Source organism: Pseudoalteromonas agarivorans, from assembly GCF_024518735.1.
Taxonomy (GTDB): Bacteria; Pseudomonadota; Gammaproteobacteria; order Enterobacterales; family Alteromonadaceae; genus Pseudoalteromonas; species Pseudoalteromonas atlantica.
This window is the reverse complement of the sequence record NZ_JANIGJ010000005.1, coordinates 310,261-318,770: the sequence shown is the minus strand read 5'-3', so window position 1 is coordinate 318,770 and position 8,510 is coordinate 310,261. Positions and strand designations below refer to the sequence as shown.

Genomic DNA, 8,510 nt, shown 5'->3' with positions numbered 1-8,510 from the left:
TATCGCGTACGCTCACTTCAATCGTGCTTTCACCTTCACTGAGTGGTGTCGCTGGGGTGGCGCTCCACTCGCCGTTGGCATCAACAAGGGCGGTAATGGTTTGTGGGTTACCGTCACTGTCGGTCACTACAATCGTTACTTGTGCCCCTTCGCCTGCGTCACTTGTACCGCTAATAACTGGCGTGTTGCTATTGCTTTGTGCATCCACCTCAACTGTGAGCGTAGGTGGTGTGTTATCAAAGTCATCTGAGCTGATTGTGCGTGTGTTCCCTGCTGCATCTGTGGCTGTGGCAATCACAGAGCCTACATCCAGTAGTGATACATCAAGCCCCACCAAAGACCAATTACCGTTGGCATCGGTTGTGGTGGTGTAAGTTACACCCACACCCCCGCCAATAAGTTGCTCGGTGATGGTGATTTCACTGCCTGCTGGCAGGTCAGACGTACCACTTAGGGTAACCAATAAACCAAGCTCGAAGGTTGGCGTAAAGGCAAGAGCCGGTGGAGTTACATCCACTTCACCGCTGTCTGTCCCTGTGCCCGTGTTACCCGCTGCATCGGTAATGCTGGCGCTAACACTGTAGTTGCCTTCAGCTAAATCAGTCGCTGGGGTGGCACTCCAATTACCATTCGCATCGGTTTGTACATCAATAGTTTGTACGGCATTGGCTGCATCGGTAAAGGTTATCGTAACGGTGCTGTTTGGTGCATCACTGGTGCCCGTAACTGTTGGTGTGCTGTCGTTGGTGAGCGCTGGTGCATCCACACTCACACTTGGCGCGGTGGTATCGATGTTACCGCTGCCAGAAATATCAGTGCTGTTACCTGCATCATCGCTAATGCTGGCCTCAATACTGTACGGTCCTTCTGCAAGTGCCGTCGGTACTTCCACTGAGAAGTTACCGCTCGCATCCACGGTGGTGGTAAAGGTTTGCTGGGCTCCTAAATCATCGATAACCGTAAAGGTGATCACGGTGCCTTCTAGTGCATCACTGGTGCCGCTTAGGGTTGGTGTGACATCGTTACTTGAACCTGGGCTGGTTAAATCAAGCGTTGGCGCAATGGTATCAACCTCCCCTGCACCTGTGGCGGTAGCTGTGTTACCCGCTGCATCGCTTACGCTTGCACTTACAGTAAAGTTACCTTCAGCAAGGGCTTGTGAGGCAGCCACACTCCACGTGCCATTAGCTCCTAGGGTCGTTGTAACCGTATGGGTCACATTATTACTATCGGTGATTTCAACCGTTACGGTGCTGCCTTGCGGTGCATTCGCGGTGCCGGTGATCGTTGGGGTTGTATCATTGGTAACAACTAGCTCATTCACTTCAATCGCTGGCATAGTGGTGTCAATAATACCGGTTTCTGTGGCGCTGCCGATATTACCCAGACCATCGTCTACCTCGGCGGTCACTGTGTATTCGCCTTCCGCTAATTCAGTTGGTGCATCAACGCTCCATACGCCACCGGTGACGGTGGTATCAACAGTCGTAATATTACCCGCGCTATCTTCAAACGTTAAGCTAATGGTGGTGCCATCTGCTGCATCGCTTGTACCATTAATGGTTGGCGTGGTGTCGTTGGTATCAACCAAGGCATTAATGCTAATGCTTGGCGCGGTGGTGTTCAGCGTGGCTGTTTCACTAACTGTGGTGGTGTTACCGGCGTTGTCGCTCACGCTGGCTTCAATGGTCAACTCACCATCAACCAATGCATTTGGTACATCAGCTGACCAGCTGCCACCCGCTTGGACTGTGGCTGTAAAGGTTTCGGTGGTAATGCCATCGCTAACGCTGATGCTAATTACCGTGCCGGCTGGTGCATTCGTGGTACCACTAATGGTTGGCGTGCTGTCGTTGGTGGCACCCACAGTATCGAGTGTCAGAGTCGGTGCAAGGCTATCTATGCTGCCCGATTGCGTAGCGCCGCCTGTATTGCCCGCCGCATCCGTAATGCTGGCTTGTACACTGTAGCTGCCATCAGGTAATTCTGGGCTGATTGCTTGCCAATTGCCGTTGACATCAACGGTGGCGGTGAGCGGTGTTTCATCGCCATTACTGTCGGTGATTACAATGTTTACAACTGTGCCTTCTGGCTCAGTTGAAGTACCACTAATAAGTGGAGTACTGTCGTTACCAAGTCCCAGTGCATCCACAGTTACAACTGGGGTAATGGTATCTACATTGCCACTGCTGTTGGCGGTACTTTCATTGCCTGCGGCGTCAGTAATACTGGCCGTTACAGTAAAGTCGCCTTGTGCCAGCGCACTGGGCACTTCAATATCCCAATGCCCATCCGTGCCAACGGTGGTGGTAATGGTTTGCACAACGCCGTCACTGTCGGTCACGGTGAGTGTTACCGTGCCGCCAATTTCGTTACTGGTGCCTTGCAGTGTAGGGGTTAAGTCATTTACATCACCCACGGTTTGCATGGTTAATGTGGGTGCTTGTGTATCTAAAGTAATTGTATCGGTTACTGTTGTTGTGTTTCCTGCTTCATCAGACACGCTCACTTCGATGGTGTTATCACCTTCATTCAAGTCTGTTTGAGGGGTTACTTCCCAACTTCCATTGGCATCTACTGTGGTTGTTAGTGTTTGTTCAACACCGTTTTCATCAGTGATCACTACAGTAATCGTTGTACCTACATCGGCATCACTCGTGCCTGAAATAGTCGGTGTTGTATCATTGGTTACAGCATCAAAATCAACGGTTAAACTTGGCCCCGCAGTATCAATATTACCGGTTGCTGTATCTAAAGCACTATTGCCTGCAGCATCAGAAACCGCTGCCTGTACAGTGTAATCCCCTGAAGCCAACTCTTGAGAAAGCTCTACACTCCAATTCCCTTGTGCATCTGTTGTCGTATTAAACGAGCGAACAACTCCTTGCGAATCTGTAACAGTCAAGCTTATTACAGTGCCAGAAACAACGCCTGTAGTATTACCAGCAATAATTGGTGTTGTATCATTACTGGTTTCTAGATCGTTAATTTGTATGGTTGGCGGCGTAATATCAATTACGGCATCAAGTTCTGCTATGGCTGAACCACCGCCTAAATCAGTCACTGTTGCACTGATTGATACACTTCCCTCAGGTAAATCGGCTGGCGGAGTAACACTCCACTGTCCGTTTGCATCAACAACCGTAGTTAAGGTGATAGTCGCACCTGTAGAGTCTGTGATCTGAACTTCAACAGACGAACCTACTTCTGCATTAAATGTATCACCGCTTATTTGTGGGGTTTGATCGTTGGTTTCACCAATCACATCAATAGTGATAGTTAACGCACTTGTATCAATAGTACCAGAGGCGCTTGCAGTATCTTCATTGCCAGCGTTATCGCTAATAGTAGCATCAACAGTATAGCTACCTTCAGCTAAAGCTACGGGTACTTCTACTGTCCAACTTCCATCTGCAATGACTTGTGCAGTGATTGTTTGCACTGCACCATTAGCGTCCGTTACAGTTAAAGTAACAGTTGAGCCTGAAGGTTCCCCGCTTACCGTACCTGATAGAGTTGGTGTAGTATCACTTGTATCACCTAGCGCATTTATGGTCACAACCGGCGCTGTTGTATCAACCTCACCTGTGGTTGTTGCTGTGGTTTCATTACCTGCGTTATCGGTTACCGATACCTCAACGGTAAATTCACCTTCACTTAGCTCATTCGGTACATCCACACTAAAGGTGCCATCGGCTTGCACTTCGGTAGTAATTGTTTGAGGGTTACCCGCTTCATCCGTCACGGTGATCGTTACAACTGTGCCCTCTGGCTCGCCAGTGGCAGATCCTGAAATAGTGGGTGTGGTATCGTTAGTATCGCCAACTGGGTCGATTATCACTGATGGCGCAGCCGTGTCCACTTCGCCGGTTGTGGTTGCAGTGGTTTCATTACCTGCGTTATCGGTTACCGATACCTCAACGGTGAATTCACCTTCACTCAGCTCATTTGGTACATCTACACTAAAGGTACCATCGGCTTGCACTTCGGTAGTAATAGTTTGTGGGTTACCCGCTTCATCCGTCACAGTAATCGTAACAACTGTGCCCTCAGGCTCACCCGTTGCAGACCCTGAAATAGTGGGTGTGGTGTCGTTTGTATCACCCAGCGGGTCAATTAACACTGTGGGCGCTGCGGTATCAACTTCGCCTGTGGTAGTGGCTGTAGTTTCATTACCTGCGTTATCGGTTACCGATACCTCAACGGTAAATTCACCTTCACTTAGCTCACTCGGTACATCTACACTAAAGGTGCCATCGGCTTGCACTTCAGTGGTAATAGTTTGTAGGTTACCCGCTTCATCAGTCACAGTAATCGTAACAACTGTGCCCTCTGGCTCACCCGTTGCAGACCCTGAAATAGTGGGTGTGGTGTCGTTTGTATCACCCACGGGATCTATTATTACTGTAGGCGCTGCGGTATCAACCTCACCTGTGGTCGTTGCTGTAGTTTCATTACCTGCGTTATCGGTTACCGATACCTCAACGGTAAATTCACCTTCACTTAGCTCATTCGGTACATCCACACTAAAGGTGCCATCGGCTTGCACTTCGGTAGTAATGATTTGTGGGTTACCCGCTTCATCAGTCACAGTAATCGTAACAACTGTGCCCTCTGGCTCGCCCGTGGCAGACCCTGAAATAGTGGGTGTGGTGTCGTTTGTATCACCCACGGGATCAATTGTTAGTGTGGGCGCTGCAGTGTCAACCTCACCTGTGGTCGTTGCTGTAGTTTCATTACCTGCGTTATCGGTTACCGATACCTCAACGGTAAATTCACCTTCACTCAGCTCATTCGGTACATCCACACTAAAGGTGCCATCGGCTTGCACTTCGGTAGTAATGGTTTGCAGATTACCCGCTTCATCCGTCACGGTGATCGTAACAACTGTGCCCTCAGGCTCACCCGTGGCAGACCCTGAAATAGTCGGTGTGGTGTCGTTTGTATCACCCACCGGATCAATTGTTAGTGTGGGCGCTGCAGTATCTATAACGCCTGTAGTTGTGGCTGAGGCTTCATTTCCAGCTGCATCAGTGGCTGTGGCCGTTATTGTAAACTCCCCCTCAGCAATTGCAGTCGTTGCACCTACTTGCCAAGAACCATCTTCTGCAACAACTGCCGTTAAGGTTTGCGAATCACCATTAGAGTCTGTTACTAATACAGTGATCAAGCTACCTGGCTCTACATCAGTTGTGGTACCACTAAATACAGGTGTTGAATCGTTAGAGTCAGTAAAGTCATTTACACTAATAGTTGGAGCGGTTAAATCTATAGTGCCAGTTTGTGAGTCTTGCGCGCTATTACCAGCACTATCACTTACATTTGCCACCACACTAAACTCACCCTCAGCTAATGCTTGTGGGACATCTATACTCCATGTGCCATCACCATTTATAGCAGTGACAAATTGCTGCTCAGCGCCAGCATTATCAGTCACAATCACTGTAACCACACTACCTGCAGCTAAACCTTGAGTAGAGCCGCTTATAGTAGGCGTTGTATCGTTTGTATCACCAATATTATCTATAGTTACGCTAGGTGCGGTTAAATCTATGGTGCCAGTAACCGTCGCTGTACTGCTATTACCTGCTTCGTCACTTACACTTGCAGTAACTGTAAAGTCACCTTCGCTAAGCTCATTAAGTATATCGGCGCTATAGCTTCCATCGGCATTAGTAACCGCTGTAATAGTTTGTTGATTACCGTCACTATCGGTTATTAATAAGGTAACCTCAGTACCTTGGGGTACATCTACTACGCTACCTGTCACACTCGGTGTTGTATCGTTTGTATCTGTAATTGGGTTAATAGTAATCGCAGGATCAGTTAAATCTATTTCCCCTACTTCAGTAGCAGAGGCAGTATTGCCAGCAGCATCGGTTACTGTTGCAACCACCGTAAATTGACCCTCAACCAACTCATCGGTTGCTTCGATTGACCACGAACCATCAGCATTTGTGGTTACTTGCACAGTTTCTGTTGCGCCATCGCTGCCTGTAAAGGTAACAGTAACAACCGCACCTGCGTCAACATCTTGCGTAGTACCACTAATTGTTGGAGTGGTATCATTAGTATCAATAATAAAATTAATACTTACGGTTAAATCTACATTACCGACCGTACTTGCTTGTGCCTCATTACCCGCATCGTCTATAACGGCTGCAACTACGGTAAAATCCCCTTCAGGCAGAGGCTCTGTAACTTGAGCGCTCCAAGAACCATCTTCTTGCGTGACCGCTAAAAGATTAAAAGTACTGCCATCACTTGCGGTAATCGTTAGAGTTATAGTGGTACCAGCAGGCACGTTACCGGTATTACCACTTAAAAGTGGCGTGGTATCGTTTGTATCTGCAATAGAGTCAATTTGAATAGAAATAGGGGCAAATGTAACTTCACCACTTGTTTGCGCGGATGCTTCGTTACCCGCCGGGTCACTCACTGTCGCGGTAACACTAAACTCTCCGCCAGGAATAGCGTTGGGCGATTCAACACTCCACGTGCCATCAGCCTCAAGTGTCGTTGTTAAGGTTTGTATATTACCGTCGCTATCGGTTACTAAAACAGTAATTACAGAGCCCTCTGGTGCGCCTTCAACACGGCCAACAAAAGTAGGCGTAGTGTCATTAGTGTCTGCAATGGCCGTAACCGTTATCTCAGGGCTAGTTAAATCAACTAACCCTTGCTCTACAGCTTGTGCTTCATTACCTGCAGTGTCGGTCACAGTTGCATTAACTTCAAACTCACCTTGTGCTAAAGGTGTAGAAACACTTACAGACCAGCTGCCATCATCATCTGTTTGCGTTAACAGCGTTTGAACTTGCCCATTAATATCGGTAATAACCACGGTAATTACCGAGCCTGCTGGCACATCTTGCGCAGAGCCAGTAATAATTGGGGTTGTATCTTGCGTATCGGCAATCGCATTAATTTCTACAATTGGCGCCGTTAAGTCAATAACTCCAGCATCACTTGCAAGTGCTTGGTTGCCTACGCTATCACTCACCTGCGCATCAACAGTAAAATCACCTTCTGGTAGTGCCACACCTACATCAACAGCCCAACTACCATCTTCACCGGTAATGGCAGTTAAAAGCTGCACTTCGCCTGCACTGTCGGTTACTGTGATTGTTACTTCAGTACCTTGTGGCACACCGGTTGTAGTACCACTTAATGGCGGCGTAGCATTATTTGTTTCACCCGCTACTGTAACTGTAATTTCTGGAGCGGTTAAATCAATACTCGCAACAGCTTGGTCAATTGCTTGGTTACCAGCGGCATCAACTGCTACTGCGTTAACATTAAACTCCCCTTCTGCTAAAGGCGATGTAGTGGTAATACTCCAATTACCTTGTGCATCAACTTGTGTAACAATTGTTTGTTGTGTGCCTGTGCTATCGGTAAGAGTTACAGAGACGTTGTCGCCAGTATTCAAACCCGCTACCGAACCCGTAACCGTTACTGTTTGAGATGCAGAGTCTGCAACAGGGTCAATATTAATTACTGGCGCTGTGGTATCTATTTCAATAGAAATAGCATCGTTAAACGCATTACCATCTGGGTCGGTGGCTTCTACAACTACGCTCACGGGGCCATCGGCTATCGGGTTAGGCAATGTAATTTCAAACGTGCCATCTGGGCCAATAACCGCGCTTACTACTTGAGAGTTACCATTTTCATCTGTCACAGTAATATTTACTGTTTCACCCACTAAGTTTTCACTTGTACCACTAATTGTTGGCTGAGATGAATTAGTTAAACCTACTTCATTTAATGATATAGATGCAGTGCCATCATCAGGAACTACCCCATCAGAGGTGTCGCGAATATTTAGCGCTTCTGTAGAATCAGGATCAAAGCTTGAATCAAATGCAACGCTATTAGGGTTAACCCCCTCCGCAATACGTGTAAGCTGAACAAATGAGCTTCCTCCACCAGATCCCGCACCACCAGCACCACCTGCGGCCGTTGCTTCTAAATTATCTAAAATATCACCATCGCCCTCTAAGGCATCTAAAAAGTCAGTAACATCAGAATTAGCCGCCGTTTGGCCATCGTTATTATCAGTTTGTTCTAAGCTTGCAATGGCCGCATCTAGGCTTTCGTCAAACACTGTGGTTTCGCTGCTATCGCGGGTTTCTTGTGCTAATAAATCAGGGGTGATCTTTACGTTTTGATTAGCAGGAATCGACAGTGTTTCTCCTTGCACATCAATTGTTAGCGATGAATTATCGGCGGTAACCACTAAATCGCCCACAGTAATAGTATCGCCCACTTCAAGTGGCTTAATTGTGCCATCTTCTAAAACAACACCAGCAGACCCTTTTAAGTCTATTACTAATAATTGATTAGATTCCATTTTACTTACCTCAAACATAAGAATTAAAACTATTAATTAAAATGTAGAACAGCAAAACGCATTAGATACTGTACTCAAGTACAGTTTTTAAAAAAAACATTAAAAATAAAAAAGTGGTAGATAATAAATTTTATGCTAGCCAAAACGATTATTT

The 8,510-nt window shown here is 47.1% G+C and carries 1 protein-coding gene; it reads right to left on the bottom strand.

Translation table 11 applies throughout. From position 1 onward, the window contains the following. On the bottom strand, positions 1-8,356 hold an 8,356-nt coding region (locus NQT65_RS11555), incomplete at its 3' end, for an Ig-like domain-containing protein (RefSeq protein ID WP_256851226.1). Positions 8,357-8,510 lie beyond the last annotated feature (154 nt).